Source organism: Mammaliicoccus sp. P-M59 (genome assembly GCF_022386135.1).
GTDB classification, from domain to species: Bacteria; Bacillota; Bacilli; order Staphylococcales; family Staphylococcaceae; genus Mammaliicoccus; species Mammaliicoccus sciuri_A.
This window is the reverse complement of record NZ_JAJNJJ010000002.1, coordinates 213,315-229,460: the sequence shown is the minus strand read 5'-3', so window position 1 is coordinate 229,460 and position 16,146 is coordinate 213,315. Positions and strand designations below refer to the sequence as shown.

Below are 16,146 nucleotides of genomic sequence, written 5' to 3'. Positions count from 1 at the left end.
ATATTCTTCGCACAATACGCCCTACATCATATTTGTAGGGCGTGTTTTTTATGACTTATTCCACTATATTCTATTCCTACTTATCATTAAACTTTTCTAATACGACTTTAGCTGTTTCACTGACTACTTTGTCGTTTGGTTTGTCTGTCTTGCCTTCTTTGTTTGTGAATATAACGAGAACAATTGGTTTTGATTCACCTTTAGGGTATACAAGAGCAACATCATTTCTTGATGCATAAGTAATCGCTTGTCCGCTCTTATCTGCTACTTTAAAATTCTTTGGTGCACTATTTTTGATTAAAGTATCTCCACTTTTGTTATTGATCATTAAATCGATTAAGAATGCTTTATTTTCTTTTGATAAATGACCATTGTTGATCAGTTTATTGAGTGTTTTTCCAAAAGCTTGTGGTGTTGATGTATCTTTATTACTCTTTGGATCATAATTGTTTAATTCAGGTTCCATTCTAGAAGGTTTAGTAGTCTTATCATCTAATGAATTTAGCCTTTTAGTAACTTCTTTATAGCCACCTAATTCTTCAATAATCATATTATTAGCAGTATTATCACTATATAACATCGTTGCTTCGATTAATTTTTTGATCGTGATATCTTTATTGATAAATTTTTCTAATACAGGTGAGTATGGCACAATGTCTTCTTTACTAACATGAACTTTCTTATTTAATTCATTGTGAGGTGTCTTTTCAAGTAACATCGCACTACTTATAGCTTTGAAAGTTGAAGCATAGGCAAATCTCTTATCTTCATTAAAGGTAATTTCTTCATTAGTTGCAGTATTTAAAGCATAAACACCCACATTAGCATCATATTTATCTTCAACCTTCTTCAAATCTTGCGTTGTCGCATCAGCAGTACTGCAGGCACTGAGCAACAATATAGATGCGATGATTAATATCAATTTCTTCATTACGTATACCTCCTTAGACTTGGTATATATACTATCATATTAATAATATGATTGTTTGATTAATCTTCTCTTTTGACTTACACATGCTATACGTGGTATATAATAATCATTGAAACGATTTGTTAAGGAGAGACGACATGGAAGACAAGACGATGGAGGTATTTAAGAGAGGTTCGAAGTTATTAAATATTCTTCAAGACGAGAAGCGTCAACAAATTCTTGTTCTATTATGTAGAGAAGAACAACTAACGGTTAATCAAATTACTGAACGACTTACGATTTCACGTCCTGCTGTATCTCATCATTTGAAATTAATGTATGAAGTGGGCTTGTTAAGTGTCGAGCAAGTTGGGTTGGAAAGATATTATCGTTCTGATCTAGATGATGCATTACTGTGGTTGAAAGAACTGACAGCTTCTTTAGAAGAAAATATTAAAAATAAAGAAAAAGCTTAAAAAATTTTAGTCACTATGTTCATATGTTTAAACCTATTGAAACAAGGAATTAATAAATAATAAAAAGGAGCATTCGAAATGCAAACAATTTTAGGAAGTAACGGACAAATTGGGCAAGAAATTGCTAAAGAAATTTATAGAAATTATACGAAAGATATACGTTTAGTAGGTAGAAAGCCTAAGAAAATTCATGATACAGACGAGTTAGTAGCTGCTGATTTAATGAAATACGAAGATACACTTAAAGCAGTGGAAGGTAGTGAAGTAGTGTATTTTGCTGTTGGATTACCTGCAAATTCAGAAATGTGGGAAGAACGCTTTCCGGTGATTATGAAGAATGTTATTAAAGCATGCCAAGAAACAAATACGAAACTCGCATTCTTTGATAATACGTATATGTATGAGAAAAACGATAACGTACAGGTTGAAGACAGTCCATTTGTACCAAAAGGACGTAAATCACAAGTACGTGCTGATATAGCTGAAATGTTGTTATCAGCTATGAAAGATCAATCTATTCATGCTGTAATTGGCCGCGCTCCTGAATTCTATGGACCAGGATTAACGCAAAGCTTTACCAATTCATTAGTATTTAATCGTGTGAAAGCAGGTAAACGTGCATTAGTACCGGTTAATACATCTGTGTTACGTACACTTATATGGACACCTGATGCAAGTCGTGCCTTAGCATTGCTCGGTAATACACCTGATGCTTATGGAGAAACTTGGCATTTACCAACAGATGGTAGTGTGTCTTATAAAGATATTTTGAAAAAAGCAGAGAAAGTCTTAAATAAGAAGATTAAGTATATGACAGTACCAATGTGGGTATTTAAATTAGGTAGTCTATTTAACCAACAAGTTAAAGAACTTACTGAATTATTACCAAGATATAAATATGATAACGTCTTTAAGTCCGATAAATTTAAAGAAAGGTTTCCTGATTTTAAAGTGACAACTTATGAAGAAGGCATTAAAAACATCTTAAAAGGAGAATCGTAATATGAAGAAAATCATGATAGTTAATACAAGTGCAGAATATTATGAAGGAACACGTAAACCAACAGGACTGTGGCTAGGTGAACTCGTTCATTTTTATGATTATTTTAATACAGAGGATTATCAAATCGATTTATTTAATATAAACGGTGGTGAAACACCTATTGATCCGGTAAGTCTTAATCCACTAATGTTAGATAATCTAACAAAGTCTTATTATAACGATCATTCTTTTATGAAGAAGCTTAAAAACAGTCCATCTATAAGTGAAGCAAATCCTGAAACATATGATGTCATTTACTTTACCGGTGGGCATGGTGTGATGTTTGATTTTCCAGATAATACGTATATTCAAGATGCTGTTAATGAAGTATATCGTCACGGTGGCGTTGTCGCAGCAGTGTGTCATGGCATCGCAGCATTATTGAATGTGAAAGATGAAAACGGCAGGTACTTTATCGATCGTAAACAGATTACAGGATTTTCAAATGCAGAAGAAATATTAGCCAATCGTAAGCGTCTAGTTCCGTTTATGTTAGAAAGTGAACTTAAAATCCGAGATGCCAAATACAGTAAAGCAAAAGTACCATTCAGACCATATGTACAAGTAGACAATAGACTCGTTACAGGACAAAATCCACAATCACCAAAGCAAGTCGCACAAGCCGTTGCTAGCATATTGAGTGAAGAAGGAAAGTAGAAAAGGAAGACTGAGGTTAGTGTAAGAGCGTGTAGTTGTTGACCATGGTGCAGTGGCAAAAGCGCACGAAGACTACGAGATATTGTGCGCTAAGGGGTAAAATCAGGCCGTATCGCACGAAGACTGCGAGATATCGTGCGTTAAGGGGTAAAATCAGGCCGTATCGCACGAAGACTGAGAGATATCGTGCAGTTAGGGGTGAAATCAGGCCGTATCGCACGAAGACTCCAAAGATATCGTGCGCTTATACTACTAAATTAGCTGAGACATTCAACGTGTCTCAGCTTTTATTATTTTACAGAGCATACATTAAATCTAAAACTGAAATTTTGACAAATGTTATATATCTATTTAAAATACATGCTATGGCATATATTTTTAGAGGTGGTACATGAATTTACATGATTTAATAGGTTATTTGATTCACCGTAATGATGTCAAAATGACAAATTACTTTACGAAGAGGTTAAAGACGTATGGTGTGACGCCTGAACAATGGAGTATTATGAGCATTCTTTCTCCTAATAAGTCGACGACTCAAAAAGACTTAGCAAAAGCGATTCATAAAAACCAAACGACAGTTGTGAGAATGATTCAGTCAATGGAAAGAAAGGGTATTGTTAAGAAGACTTTCAATAAAGATGATAGACGTGCTCATGACATCATGTTGTCGCAAAAGGGTGAAGAGTTGAAACAGACGTTACTTCCAATTGTTACAGATGCCCATAATTTTGTTACAAGTAACTTAACCTCAGAAGAAACTTTAGAGCTTAAAAGATTATTAGATAAGCTTTATGATACGACATATTAATATCTATTTCTTATGATTTATAAGGAATAGATATTTTAAAGGCATAATACATGCTATAGCATGTATTTATTTAAGGAGGATATTTAGACGATGTTAAACGATAAAGTAGCGATTATTACAGGTTCAAGTAGAGGTATGGGTGCTTCTACTGCCAAATTATTTGCTAAACAAGGTGCGAAGGTAGTTGTAAACTTTGCTCAGAATAAAGAAGCGGCTGAAGAAGTTGTACGTACGATTCAAGATAACGGTGGCCAGGCTATTGCTGTTCAAGCAGATGTGAGGAATAAAGAGCAAATGGAAGATTTAGTGAATCAAACAGTGAAACAATATGGCAAAGTGGATATATTAGTGAATAATGCAGCCATTCATTTTACTTTTAAACCTTTCGAGAATATGGAATGGGATGAATTTATCCCTAAGATTGAAGAAGAAATGAAAGCAGCTTTTGTTTCAACTAAAGCCGTATTACCGATTATGCAAGAACACGGTAACGGAAAGTTAATTTATATTTCAAGTTCATTAAGCAATCAACCGTTGCCTGGCTTTATTGCGCACGGAACTGCAAAATCTGCACTTAATGCATTTGTAAGATATATTGCCCAAGAATATGGTGGTCAAAATATTAAAGCTAATGCGATAGGACCAGGAATGGTCGATACAGATTTAACGAAAGATACACCACAAGAAGACAAAGAGCAAACAGCAATGTTCACACCACTAGGAAGAATCGCACAGCCAGATGATGTCGCACAAGTCGCTTTGTTCCTAGCAAGTGATCAAAGTGAATTTGTAACAGGCAGTTACATACCCGTTTCAGGTGGCATGGAAATGAATTAAACATTAAACTTCAAAAAATAAATATAGAAAAGAGTGAATAAGAAAATGAGTATCATAACTGTAATACTTCAAATATTATTAGGTGGATTTTTCATAATGACAGGTACTAAAATCGCATCAGGCAAAATGGCAGATGAGTTTAAACGATTTGGTTTCCCATCGTTTTTTAATATCTTAACAGGAAGCTTTGAAATTATAGGAGCAATAGGTATGATCGTCGGCATATGGGTACCAATCATTGCTGTTTTAGCAGGAATATTATTAGGTGGAACAATGTTAATCGCAGCACTGACATTAATATTTATCGCAAAAGATCCATTCAAAAAATCCGTACCAGCAATCGTATTATGTGTAATAAGTGTGCTAGTGATATTCTTAAATCTTTAATAAGTGAAATTAAGATATATTCGAGTACGAAGACTGAAAGATATGGTGTGCTTAAACACAAAATAAGCTGAGACATTCAACGTGTCTCAGCTATTATTATATCTTGCGTTATTTGTTTTATAGTTCATTCATGACCACTACTTTTCCTAAGCTATGGTCTTTGTTTTCTAAATACGCATGTGCTTGTTGTATTTCATCTAACTTAAAAATCTTATCAGGTTTAACGTCTTGAATACGATTGTCTTCTACCATTGTTATGATTTCATTCAACAATGCTTCATCAACATCTCCAGAATAAAATGAAGTGAGTTTTTTAAAATCTCGTAATTCCATGATGGGGTCGAATTCATCAAGATACCAAGCGTTTCCTAACTGTCCAACGCTACAAACAATACCTTGCTTTTTCAAATGAATAATTGAATTTTTAATTGATTTTGGTCCAATGAGATCTATTATTTTTGAAAATGTTTGTGTGGTTTCTAATGTACCATCGTTATCAATAATGACATCTGTATATCCTTTGTTGATTAATTGCGCTCGTTTATTTAAATTTCTTGTTGTCCCGACTATTTTAATATTTGGATATAAACTTTTAACAATGTTCGTAAAAGCTATACCTACACCACTTGTTGCACCTCTTACTAGAATAGAGTCATCTTTATTAACATCAAGTGATAAAAAAGAACCATAGGCTGTATAATATGTTTCTGGTAGTGATGCGAGAATTTCCCATTTTAAATTTGTTTGGATTGGGTATATTTGCTGGTTTGGTAATAAAACATATTCTGCATAGCTGCCATCGAAATCTCTTCCCATTTCTCCCATAATAGATACGACTTTTTGTCCGATAGGTAATCTATCTGGTTCAGTTGTTTCTTCTATGATGCCTACACACTCTATTCCTAGTATTCTAGGGAATTTAACAGATGGTGAATGGCCTTGTCTCGTAAAAATTTCAGAGTGGTTGATTCCGAAACCTTTAATTTTTATAAGGGACCAACCTTTTTTAAGGTTAGGTTTAGGTACGTCACAATATTCTAAGACGTCTGAATTTCCTGGTTTATTCACAATAATGGCTTTCATAAGATACCTCCTCAGTGATAAATAGAATTACAATTTTGTATTTGATATAATGTATAACATTAAAGAAAATTTAGGTGATAATATGCTCGCAAATAGAGATTTACCAGATTGCCCAGTTAAAACAACGATTGATTTGATCGGGAACAAATGGAAACTTCTAATTATAAGAGAAATACTAAATGAACCGAAACGATATAATGAATTATATCGGCTATTAGATGGTATTTCGTATAAAGTACTAACTGATAATTTGAAACAGATGGAACAAGACAAAATCATTATTAGAAAAGATTATAACGAAAATCCACCAAAGGTAGAATATTCATTAAGTTCTATTGGCGAAAGTTTAAAACCAATTATTAATGAAATGGCTAATTGGGGAGAAAGTTATAAAAATCAGTAACACGATAATTTAAATTTTATATGATAACTATAAATAAACAAGTACTTACCTTTTTGTGCGTGGATACATTTTAGTAAGATTTAAAAAGTGAGATAGAAACGGGAGACCTTTGTGCACGAAGACTACGAGATATCGTGCGCTAAGGGGTAAAATCAGGCTGTGTCGCACGAAGAAATGAAAATATCGTGCGCTAAGGGGTCAAATCAGGCCGTATCGCACGAAGACTGAGAGATATCGTGCGCTAAGGGGTCAAATCAGGCCGTATCGCACGAAGACTGCGAGATATCGTGCGCTAAGGGGTAAAATCAGGCCGTATCGCACGAAGACTGAGAGATATCGTGCGTTAAGGGGTCAAATCAGGCCATATCGCACGAAGACTCCAAAGATATCGTGCGCTTATACTACTAAAAAAGCTGAGACATTCAACATGTCTCGGCTTTTTTGTATCTGGATTTATTTGTGTATTTTAACGTACTACTTCCACTCCATACCTCCACAAAATTCTTATTGCTTTTCTTAAATACATGATATAACATATAAAACGTAAATATTACGATTTAGGAAGTTGAGGGAATATAAATGGTGAAAGAATACGATGTATGGTGGCAGAAGGGACAAGAAACAGATGATGACATGGCAAATGATCATGTTGATGGATGGGATAGAACGATTCAATTGATGGATGAATCTGATGTTAGAGGTAAGACGATATTAGATTTCGGATGTAATCAAGGTGGCTTTCTACGTAGATTATATGACACCGTTCCATTTGAATTTGGTGTAGGAATGGATTTAGCAAAGTTATCACTTGAGAAAGCGAAAGAATTAAAAGGCGATCGCCCATTAGAATATGTGTTAACAGATAAACCTCAAGACACAAACAGAACATATGACACTGCAATTAGTACATCTGTACTTTATTTAATTGAGGACATACCTCAACATGCACGTGATTTGAAAGCTGTACTTAAACCGAATGGCGTCTATTATGCGACATTCTCAGATTTAACAAACAATCCAAGTCAGCAATTTATGGAAGACGTGATAAATAAATATGGTGCGACACCGTCTCAAAATCATTCTTTAAAACATATAGTAGATAGCTTTGTAGCTGAAGGATTTGAAGTGGCTGTTATTAAGGAACCTGTTCCTAATGTGATTGATTTAACACATTATGATGACTTTTATTTATCACCAAATGATTATTTACAAACATTATTCCATGAATCATTTTTAGTAAAAGCAACATTGAAAGAAGGCACGAAGTAATGAAGAAGCGGTTATTAATGGTATTGTCAGCAAGTGCTTTACTGACATTAGCGGGATGTTCTAATGAACAGAAAGATAGTAAGCTAGTGACGTTATCACTACCAACAGAAGCGAAGGCAGATAAGTTAGATGCACAAGGATATGAAGCAGCAATGCCTGTTTACAGTGCAGTTTATGAACCTTTAGTAAAGTATGACAAAGATAAAGGCGTAACAGCAGGATTAGCTGAAAAATGGGAAGTAGATAATGAAGGTAAAATTTATGAATTTCATTTGAAGAAGGATATTAAATTTTCAGATGGTTCTCCTTTTAATGCTGAAGCAGTGAAGTTCTCAATCGAACGTGCAAAAGCAATCAATAAAGATTCGACAGTTGAAACATTAAAGAAATTAGATCAAGTCGTGGTGAAAGATGACCATACCGTTCAAATTAAATTAAAGTCACCATCTAACCAAGTATTGAACGAATTAACGCAAGTACGTCCATTACGCATGATGAGTCCACATGCCGTTGAAGGTGAAAAAGTCGACGGTAAGTTTAAAGAAGCAATTGGTACAGGTGCATTTGTCGTTGATAAGAATGGTAAAGAAAAGACAACATTGAAACCTAATAAACATTTCAACAATGAACATCCTGTTAAATACAATTTAGCCTTTCAAACAATTGAAGATGGCGATTCTAGAAATTCAGCAGTTCAAAGTGGCACTGTAGATATATCAGGCGGTGCTTTAGGTATGCTGACAGACCAACAAATTAAAGAAGATAAAAAGAATAAATCATTAACGATTGAAGATAAACCGAGTACTGTCAGTCACTTTATGGCATTTAACCCGAATCATAAAGTATTGAAAGAACGTGCGATACGTGAAGCAATCAGCAAAAGCATTAATACGAAAGCTTTATCTGATAAAGAAATGAAAGGTATATTCCAGAAAAATGTTCAATTTGTAAATGATGATAATCAACAAACACATGAATACGATGTTAAATCTGCTGAAAAGTTATTAAAAGATGAAGGATATATTAAAAATAGTGACGGCATGTTTGAAAAAGACGGCAAAGTCTTATCATTGAATTTAGTTATCCAAACGGCAGAGTTCCCGAACTGGAAAGATAAGTCTGAACAAGTACAACAAGATTTGAAGAAAGCCGGCATTAAAGTAAATATTAAAACGTTAGATGCACAAACTTATTACGATACATTATGGACGAAAAAAGATTATGACTTAATCTTCTATAGAACTTATTCAGATGCATTAATGCCGTATAACTTTATGAGTTCAGTATTCGAAAATGTTGACGGTAAGTCTGGTGTGTTAGCAAACGATGATACTTTAACAAAACAATTAGATGATTATACAACGAAGATTTCAAGAGATGAACAACAACGTGCATTTGATGATATCTTTAAACATTTTAATCAACAATACTTTGGTGTGCCGATTGCTTATCCAAATGAAACATTTGTCGTAAGTGATAAAGTTAAATCGTTTAAATTCACAGGTTTAACAGATGCACCAGTTGACTATAAATCGCTGAAAGTGAATGAACAATGATCATAAAGCGAACTCTTAAATTACTATCTTATTTAGTAATCAGTTCGTTTATCATCTATGTGTTAGTTGAGAAGACAGCGGGTAATCCGGCCATACTTTATTTACAACGACATGGTTACACGACAATTACACAAGAGAACATTGAATTAGCGGAGCATAAATTAGGACTAGGACAAAACATATTCTTGAGATATATAGACTGGCTTGGTCATGCACTAACAGGCCATCTCGGATATACATTTAGTTCGAATGAACCTGTTACAGATGTCATCTTAGCGTCATTAAGTCCAACATTGGTATTAATATCTGTATCAGCATGTATATTATTATTGTTTGGCTATTCTATTGGCTATATTATCGGATCACATGCAGAAACAAAATATGCTCGAGTAATTCGTGGATTTGCTCAAGTTATGACGTCCATGCCCGAGTATTGGATAGCGATCTTACTCATTTATTATGCAGGTGTACGTTGGCGATTAGTACCATTTGTAGGCAGTGATTCTTGGCAACATTTCTTATTACCGATTATAACAATCGTCATAATTGAAGGGTGTCATGTGTTATTAATGACAGCACATCTCATTGAACAAACGTTAGAAAGTGATGCATACCAACTTACAGTATTAAGAAAAGTGAAGTTACGTGCTCGTATTTATATACAAATAAAAGAAATATTTGCGCCATTAATGACGATATCAGTGAATAGTATGATTCACTTAATCGGTAAAGCCGTTATATTAGAAGTGATATTTAGTATGTCAGGCATCGGCAAGTTGCTGATTACCGCCATTAATCAACGTGATTATCCATTAATTCAAGGTATTGTTGTGATCATTATGGTCTTTATTATGTTGATTAACTATTGGGGAGATTTAATTATTTTGAAAAGTGAACCGAGATTACATATGCAGCGCGTAATGTCTCGTGAAAAGAGGCGTTCATTATGATGAATAAACGATTAATAATAGCGGTTAGTCTAGCAGTAGGTGTTCTGTTGTTATGCGGTATTTATGTTCAAATGCATGGCAGTGAAACGGATGCACCACTACAATCACCTAGCCTTAAACATTTCTTAGGTACTGATCAACTAGGTAGAGATCTCTTAAATAGGTTAATACTAGGGTCTGGTGTTACGTTATCTTTATCAGCAGTTGTGATGATTATAAGTGTAAGTATTGGATTAACACTTGGTATGATTGCTGGTATCGAGAGAAAGTGGATGGATAAAGCACTCATGTTTATCGCAGATATGATTTTAGCGATTCCTAGTTTTATTATCGCGCTAGTTGTTTTAAGTTTAATTAGCAATTCAACAGTGGGTCTTATATTGGCGTTAACCATCGCATGGGTAGGGCGCTATTTACGTTACTTTAGAAATTTAACACGTGACATTCAAAAGCGTCCGTTTATTTCTTATGCTGTGTTAAGTGGTAATTCAACCGTACAAACGACCATTACTCATACAATGCAACATTTAATGGGTAATATATTAGCTTTGATAACAGCAGATATCGGTAAAATTATTTTAAGTATTTCAGGTTTAGCGTTTCTTGGTTTAGGCATTAAGCCACCTATACCAGAACTTGGAACGATATTATTTGATGGCAAAGGTTATTTTAACAGTGCACCGTGGCTATTCTTCTTCCCAGGTATGTTGATAGGAGGTTATGCATTATTATTTCAAATGTTGAACAAAAAAATAACTCAATAAAACACATTTTAAATGTTCAAGATGTGAGTATTTTTGACGGAGATCATCCGTTAATTCAATCTATTTCACTATCGGTTAATCAAGGTGATTTTCATTGCATAATTGGTGAGAGTGGTAGTGGCAAATCAGTGCTGACAAGGACGATATTAAATATGAAACATCGTAAACTTCATTACCTGGGAAATATTGATATTGATTTAAATAAGACGGATGCAGTATTCCAAGATGTGCACAGTAACATGTTTCAAAATATAACTTTGGCGAAACAGTTTAAATATTTATTTGAGGCTAGTCAGTCTAAATTATCAGCTGAAGAACAGTACGAAGAAATTCTAAAGATGATGAAAGTATTTGGTTTAGAAAATGGTGAGGCGTTATGGAATTGTTATCCGTTCGAACTGAGTGGTGGTATGGCACAACGAGTAGCGTTTATTATGGCACTTATAAGACGTCCGAAGTGTTTAATACTTGATGAACCTACAACGGCACTAGACAAAGAAAACTGTCACAACTTAATGCAATATTTAGGCGATATGTATCGCCAAAACGAAATGACAGTCATCTTTGTGACTCATGATATTAATTTAGTAAAAGCATATGCGACACATATTAGTATTATGAAGGATGGTCATATCATTGAGAGTGGCGATAAAGAAACGGTGTTAAATCATCCGAAGCATGAGTATGCGAGAAAGTTAATGTCTATCGCACGTAGGAGAGAAGCGTATGCTTGAAATAGAGAACTTAACTAAAACGATTAATCATCGGCATATAATAAATGGTTTGTCGCTTACTATTGAAAATCAGAATTTATTGATTAGTGGGAAGAGCGGAAGCGGGAAATCAACGCTCGCTAAAATGATAGCAGGATTAGATTCAAACTATACAGGTTCAATCAAGTTTAATCATCAACCGCAAGAAAGCATACCTCTTAAACAGTGGATGAAGACGATTCAATATGTACCACAATATCAACGAGATACATTAAATCCACGTAAGACAGTTGAATATATTTTAAGAGAGCCACTGAGAAATTATCGTGTTGATAAAGAGGGTTATGGGCATAAAATTGAAACCGTACTAGAGCAATGTTTACTACCTAAAAGTATTTTGAAGCAGCGCATGAGTACATTAAGTGGCGGGCAATTCCAGCGAGTATGGATAGCAAAAGCTTTAATCGTAGAACCGAAAATACTCATATTAGACGAAGCAACAACGAACTTAGACGTTATGAGTGAAGAAACCATTATCCAAATGTTAAAGACATTAGAACAAGTACAACTTATCATCATATCTCACGATCCATATGTACTGAATTCCTTTGAAGGTATGGAACTGAAGATAGATGGAGAATAGATGATTCTTAAGTAGATGTTATAAGATAGGTATGGGCGCACGAAGACTGAGAGATATCGTGCAGTTAGGGGTCAAATCAGGCTGTATCGCACGAAGACTGAGAGATATCGTGCGTTATGGGGTAAAATAGGGCAGTATCGCACGAAGACTGAGAGATATCGTGCAGTTAGGGGTCAAATAGGGCTGTATCGCACGAAGACTGCGAGATATCGTGCGCTAAGGGGTCAAAAAGGGCCGTATCGCACGAAGACTGCGAGATATCGTGCGCCCCTCAACCCTCAATACAGACAAAAGCCGAGACGTCCGTCGTCTCGGCTTTTAATATACTTAAGTAATAACCATTTTTCCTACTTTTTCTTTATATTTTTCTAGATCGTAGTTGTTGTTTGTATCATCTGTAATGATGACATCAATATCTGAAATAGGGCAGATATTGTGTAAGGATACTTTGTCGAATTTAGAACTATCGGCTAATAAGTAAACTTCTTTAGCTTGTGAAACCATCAGTTCTTTAGCTGGTGATAGTTCAGAACTATAATGTGTTACGCCTCGTTCTGCGTGTACGGCTGGTGTTCCTAAAAATAACTTGGCTGGATTAAGGCCAGCTAATGTTTGATTAGTAATTTGGCCGTTTAATATATAGTTGTTTTTATACAAGATGCCACCAGTCACGATAATCTTGTTCTGAGATGAATTTAAGATTGAAGCGATATGGATATCATTTGTGATAATGGTTAAATCTGATTTATCGACTAAATGTTTAGCGAATTGCAATGTTGTGGATCCGGAATCGATAATAATCGTATCTCGATCTTCTACAAATTCAACTGCTTTTTTACCAATTGCTTCTTTTTGAGCTTTATGACTAGATTCTCTATCGTCAAAGTCTAATTCATCTACGACTTCATTGCTTATTAGTACGACGCCACCATGCGTTCTCTTTATATGGTTAAACTGTTCTAAATTTTTCAAATCTCTACGAATTGTTGCATCATGAACGTCAAATGCAACAGATAATTCATGTACGGTTGCTTTTTTATGCTGTTTTAAATAATTAATAATATTTTGTTCACGTTCTGCAGGTAACATAGAAACATCTCCATCATGATATTTATTCTATTATATCAAAATTTAAAGTATTGATGTCTCTTTTTTATACTTCAGGCTCTTGTAACGTGTTATTTGGCAACTTAATAAAGTAAGTAAGAATTGAGCTCATGAAATATAGTATGGCAAGGATCCAAATGACACCTCTTGCATCAACAATATCGATAAATAAGTTTACAATCATTGGTCCAATAAATACAGGTAACCCTGCACCTAAATTTAATACGGCAAGTGCTGCACCTTTGTCTTTTGTTACGAGTGAAGGTACTAATGCTGAAAGTGGTACATAAGCAGCTAATAAAGCACCCCAAATAATACCGACTATTGTAAGGAGGACTAAATTACCATCCGTCCATAATGGAATGTATCCGATAAGTAATGTTGTAATACCACAACCAACACCACCAAATAGCATAATCGTGTTGCGCCAACCGATTTTATCTCCGACGATACCGAAGATGAGGTTAAAGGCAATGTTTGAAATAAAGATCGCAGACCAAACACCTAACCATTTTGATGTTGGAATACCAAATGATGCTAAGTATATTGGTAAAAATACTGGGAATGCAAATTGTGCAGTTGTGTTGATAATGCGCACAATACCCCCTAATAGTACTTTAGGTTCATCTTTCATAATGGTAATACCTTTAAATATTTCAGCGAGCTTTTCTTTAGAGTTACCTTTATTCGTTGGTAATGTATCTCGGTTTACGAATAATGCAAACACACCACCTAAAAGTACCCAGAATAATGAACTCCATAATGTGTTAATATGACCTAATACTTCGATAGCAAATATAGAATAAACTGCACCTAACACATTTAATCCACCTGTGAAGACAAACCAGAACCATCCTACTGCTGATCCTAATTGTTTTTGTTCAGCTCTGTAAGAAATCCAAACTAAGAATGAATATGCAAATAAAGGATAACCGAATCCTCTTAAAGCATATGCTGGCATCATCAATGCTAAGTTCTCAGAAGGTATCGCAAAGCCAACAAAGAATATCGTTCCTAATATATATAAGAATAAACCGAGTGCCATCGTCTTCTTACCACCAAGTGATTCAGCAAGAACACCACTAAACCAACTTGAAATGGCGATTGTTACACCATAACTTGCAAAGAGAATACTCGTTTCTCTAATAGAAAAGCCTTGTTCATGTAACCATGGACTTAGCCATCCAATTTCTAACCCGTCACCCATCATGAAGATAAGTATCCCAATATAACCCCATACGATTTTTCTAGGCATACCTAATACAGTTTGATTTGTATTCATCATTCATCATCCCCTTATTTGATTGTTTACCAATTATATTTTAAGTAAGTCTTTTTCCATCCCTTATGCGCTGCTGCATCATTCATTGCTTGATTTAAATCTTTTATTTCTTTAATATCGTAGTAATTTTCAGGAATTAATTTACGTAATGCTTCTTGATAATCTTTGTTCTCGAAATAAGAAATTAATTGTTCAAATTCTCTTTTTGTACTACGTGAACTTCCTGATAACGTTAAGCCTTTTTCTAAAATGTCTCTTGTGTTAATAGGTACTAATTCTTCAGTCACACCCATTAAGATAAGATTTCCTTGTCTATCTATTAAATCAATTGCTTGGTTAATAGCTGATTCAGAGAATTTACCACCTGTACATTCAAAGACAGTGTGTATACCTGAAGCATTTTTGAAATCATAATCGAAGACGAGGTGAGTTGTCGCGAAAGTGCTGAATTCATTTAATTTTTCTTCGACAGCTCCAAATACAATTAAGTTCTCTTTCTCTATTCCGTGAATAAAATGTAATGCAGTTGCGGCTAAATAACCTACAGGACCATCTCCAAATACAGCTACTTTTGGTGATCCTTCAGTAGTGATTTGTTTCAACTGGTTAATAGGAAATAGTGAAACGGAACAAAGTTCTGCCAAGAGTGCGACATCTTCGTCTAAATCTTCAGGTACTTTTACGACGTTATCACCATGAATCACTAATTGACTTTGGCAAATACCATCATAGCCACTCCCCATAAATACGGCGTTCTCATCGTAGTTATCTTGTAATTCTGTTTCTTCAAAATCACCTTTTTGTAATCTAGATGGTATATTAGGTACGATGACAACTTTATCGCCTGCTTTAATATGTTCATGATTAGAATCTTCAACGATTCCAATACCTTCGTGGAATAAAGCCATAGGTAATTTTTTCTTTAAAGCTTCTGGACGACGATTTCCTGTGTAATATCTTAAATCTGCATGACATACACTTGCTTTAATAGGTTTGATAATGACATCATTCTCTCCATAATCATGTTTAATATTTGCTTCTTGAAAGACGCCAGGCTCTGTTAGTCTATAAGCGCGTGAAATTATCTCTTTGTTCATTTGTGCTCATTCCTCCGATATATAAAGTTCATTTGTGTTTATATGGGTATAATATACTCGTTTATACAAGGATGTCAACAATATTTGTTCATTTTTATTGATTTTGTGTTCATTTATGCTTATTATAATGAGTAAGTGCTTTCAATTAGGAGGTTATAT

18 protein-coding genes are annotated in these 16,146 nt (G+C 34.5%); 13 read left to right on the top strand and 5 right to left on the bottom strand.

What is annotated here, in order from left to right; all coding sequences use genetic code 11:
- Positions 1 to 76: 76 nt before the first annotated feature.
- Positions 77 to 931: a BlaZ-like penicillin-hydrolyzing class A beta-lactamase gene (gene bla, locus LQ617_RS06120; RefSeq protein WP_239739958.1), complete on the bottom strand. Its 855-nt coding sequence runs from the start codon at positions 929 to 931 to the stop codon at positions 77 to 79.
- Between the two features lie 137 nt (positions 932 to 1,068).
- Here bla and LQ617_RS06115 point away from each other — a divergent pair, with 137 nt between their 5' ends.
- From LQ617_RS06115 to LQ617_RS06090, 6 genes are all read left to right on the top strand, one after another.
- Positions 1,069 to 1,386 (top strand): ArsR/SmtB family transcription factor, encoded by a 318-nt coding sequence (locus tag LQ617_RS06115; protein ID WP_037589651.1) that lies wholly within the window; start codon positions 1,069 to 1,071, stop codon positions 1,384 to 1,386.
- A gap of 78 nt (positions 1,387 to 1,464) precedes the next feature.
- A complete protein-coding gene (locus LQ617_RS06110) occupies positions 1,465 to 2,388 on the top strand; it encodes an NAD-dependent epimerase/dehydratase family protein (RefSeq protein WP_239739956.1) in 924 nt (307 codons plus the stop codon).
- 1 nt (position 2,389) lies between these two features.
- Positions 2,390 to 3,085: a type 1 glutamine amidotransferase domain-containing protein gene (locus tag LQ617_RS06105; RefSeq protein WP_239739954.1), complete on the top strand. Its 696-nt coding sequence runs from the start codon at positions 2,390 to 2,392 to the stop codon at positions 3,083 to 3,085.
- Between the two features lie 391 nt (positions 3,086 to 3,476).
- Entirely contained in the window at positions 3,477 to 3,896 is a 420-nt protein-coding gene (locus LQ617_RS06100; RefSeq protein ID WP_239739952.1) for a MarR family winged helix-turn-helix transcriptional regulator, read from the top strand.
- Positions 3,897 to 3,986: 90 nt separating this feature from the next.
- Positions 3,987 to 4,733 (top strand): SDR family NAD(P)-dependent oxidoreductase, encoded by a 747-nt coding sequence (locus tag LQ617_RS06095; RefSeq protein WP_239739951.1) that lies wholly within the window; start codon positions 3,987 to 3,989, stop codon positions 4,731 to 4,733.
- 45 nt (positions 4,734 to 4,778) lie between these two features.
- Positions 4,779 to 5,120: a DoxX family protein gene (locus LQ617_RS06090; RefSeq protein WP_239739950.1), complete on the top strand. Its 342-nt coding sequence runs from the start codon at positions 4,779 to 4,781 to the stop codon at positions 5,118 to 5,120.
- A 117-nt stretch (positions 5,121 to 5,237) separates the two neighbouring features.
- Here the strand turns inward: LQ617_RS06090 and LQ617_RS06085 are convergent, their stop codons facing one another.
- Positions 5,238 to 6,203, bottom strand: a complete 966-nt coding sequence (locus tag LQ617_RS06085) for an alcohol dehydrogenase catalytic domain-containing protein (RefSeq protein WP_239739949.1) — start codon at positions 6,201 to 6,203, stop codon at positions 5,238 to 5,240.
- Between the two features lie 49 nt (positions 6,204 to 6,252).
- Here LQ617_RS06085 and LQ617_RS06080 point away from each other — a divergent pair, with 49 nt between their 5' ends.
- From LQ617_RS06080 to LQ617_RS06050, 7 genes are all read left to right on the top strand, one after another.
- Positions 6,253 to 6,606, top strand: coding sequence for a winged helix-turn-helix transcriptional regulator (locus LQ617_RS06080; protein WP_239739948.1), 354 nt, complete (start codon positions 6,253 to 6,255; stop codon positions 6,604 to 6,606).
- Positions 6,607 to 7,185: 579 nt separating this feature from the next.
- Positions 7,186 to 7,875 (top strand): class I SAM-dependent methyltransferase, encoded by a 690-nt coding sequence (locus LQ617_RS06075; RefSeq protein WP_239739947.1) that lies wholly within the window; start codon positions 7,186 to 7,188, stop codon positions 7,873 to 7,875.
- Positions 7,875 to 9,431: an ABC transporter substrate-binding protein gene (locus LQ617_RS06070; RefSeq protein WP_239739946.1), complete on the top strand. Its 1,557-nt coding sequence runs from the start codon at positions 7,875 to 7,877 to the stop codon at positions 9,429 to 9,431. Before LQ617_RS06075 ends, LQ617_RS06070 begins: the two co-directional genes overlap by 1 nt.
- Positions 9,431 to 10,381, top strand: a complete 951-nt coding sequence (locus tag LQ617_RS06065; RefSeq protein WP_239739988.1) for an ABC transporter permease — start codon at positions 9,431 to 9,433, stop codon at positions 10,379 to 10,381. Before LQ617_RS06070 ends, LQ617_RS06065 begins: the two co-directional genes overlap by 1 nt.
- Positions 10,378 to 11,145 (top strand): ABC transporter permease, encoded by a 768-nt coding sequence (locus LQ617_RS06060; RefSeq protein ID WP_481816970.1) that lies wholly within the window; start codon positions 10,378 to 10,380, stop codon positions 11,143 to 11,145. Before LQ617_RS06065 ends, LQ617_RS06060 begins: the two co-directional genes overlap by 4 nt.
- On the top strand, positions 11,112 to 11,879 hold the full coding sequence (locus LQ617_RS06055; RefSeq protein ID WP_239739986.1) for an ATP-binding cassette domain-containing protein: 768 nt from the start codon (positions 11,112 to 11,114) through the stop codon (positions 11,877 to 11,879). The genes LQ617_RS06060 and LQ617_RS06055 overlap by 34 nt, the downstream gene beginning before the upstream one ends.
- Complete coding sequence (locus tag LQ617_RS06050; protein WP_239739945.1) at positions 11,872 to 12,501, top strand: ABC transporter ATP-binding protein; 630 nt, start codon at positions 11,872 to 11,874, stop codon at positions 12,499 to 12,501. The genes LQ617_RS06055 and LQ617_RS06050 overlap by 8 nt, the downstream gene beginning before the upstream one ends.
- 327 nt (positions 12,502 to 12,828) lie before the next feature.
- Here the strand turns inward: LQ617_RS06050 and LQ617_RS06045 are convergent, their stop codons facing one another.
- The 3 genes from LQ617_RS06045 to LQ617_RS06035 form a co-directional block, all read right to left on the bottom strand.
- Positions 12,829 to 13,590 carry a DeoR/GlpR family DNA-binding transcription regulator gene (locus LQ617_RS06045; RefSeq protein WP_204253134.1) on the bottom strand — a complete coding sequence of 254 codons (762 nt, stop codon included), beginning with the start codon at positions 13,588 to 13,590 and terminating at the stop codon, positions 12,829 to 12,831.
- A 64-nt stretch (positions 13,591 to 13,654) separates the two neighbouring features.
- Positions 13,655 to 14,890, bottom strand: coding sequence for an MFS transporter (locus LQ617_RS06040; protein WP_481816973.1), 1,236 nt, complete (start codon positions 14,888 to 14,890; stop codon positions 13,655 to 13,657).
- 26 nt (positions 14,891 to 14,916) lie between these two features.
- The gene (locus tag LQ617_RS06035; protein ID WP_239739943.1) at positions 14,917 to 15,987 is read right to left on the bottom strand and encodes an alcohol dehydrogenase catalytic domain-containing protein; all 1,071 of its coding nucleotides are present in this window, start codon (positions 15,985 to 15,987) and stop codon (positions 14,917 to 14,919) included.
- Positions 15,988 to 16,146: the final 159 nt, after the last annotated feature.